This is a genomic window from Streptomyces sp. PT12 (assembly GCF_003311645.1).
Lineage (GTDB): Bacteria > Actinomycetota > Actinomycetes > Streptomycetales > Streptomycetaceae > Streptomyces.
In genome coordinates, this window is record NZ_QEST01000074.1 from 1 (window position 1) to 789 (window position 789).

The 789-nt window shown below is 70.3% G+C and carries 1 protein-coding gene; it reads left to right on the forward strand.

Annotated elements, in window-relative coordinates; all coding sequences use genetic code 11:
• A partial coding sequence (locus tag DEH69_RS06380; protein ID WP_147255458.1) for an acyltransferase domain-containing protein occupies positions 1–789 on the forward strand: 789 nt, incomplete at both ends.

Genomic DNA, 789 nt, shown 5'->3' on the forward strand with positions numbered 1-789 from the left:
CCAAGACGCTGCACGTGGACGAGCCCACGCCCCAGGTGGACTGGGAGGCGGGCGATGTACGGCTGCTTACCGAGGCGCGGGAGTGGCCTGACGAGGGGCGCCCGCGCCGCGCGGCCGTGTCGTCGTTCGGGATCAGCGGCACCAACGCGCACGTCATCATCGAGGAGGCGCCCAAGGCCGAGGAAACGCCCGTGGAGCGCCGGGAGTTGCCGGTCGTTCCGCTGGTGGTGTCGGCCAGGACGCGCACCGCGCTCAAGAGCCAGCTCGACCAGGTCACCGCCCTCGAAGGGGACGCGCTCGACGTGGCGTACTCGGCCGCGACGGGCCGGGCGGCCCTTGAGCACCGCACGGTGCTGATCGGCTCCGAGACCATCACCGGCTCGGTCGCCGAGGGCAGGGTGGCGTTTCTGTTTACCGGGCAGGGGAGTCAACGTCTGGGTATGGGGCGGGAGTTGTATGAGGCGTTTCCGGTGTTCGCGGGGGCGTTCGACGCGGTGTGTGAGGCGGCGGGGCTGCCGTTGAGGGATGTGGTGTGGGGTGGGGAGGCGGGGGTGTTGGATCGGACTGAGTTTGCCCAGCCCGCGATCTTCGCGCTTGAGGTGGGGCTGTTCCGGCTTGTTGAGTCGTGGGGGGTGCGCGCGGACTTCGTCGCCGGGCACTCGATTGGTGAGGTGGCCGCCGCGCATGTCGCGGGGGTGTTGAGCCTTGAGGACGCGGCGCGGCTTGTGGTGGCTCGTGGGCGGTTGATGCAGGCGTTGCCTTCGGGTGGGGCGATGGTGGCGATCCAGG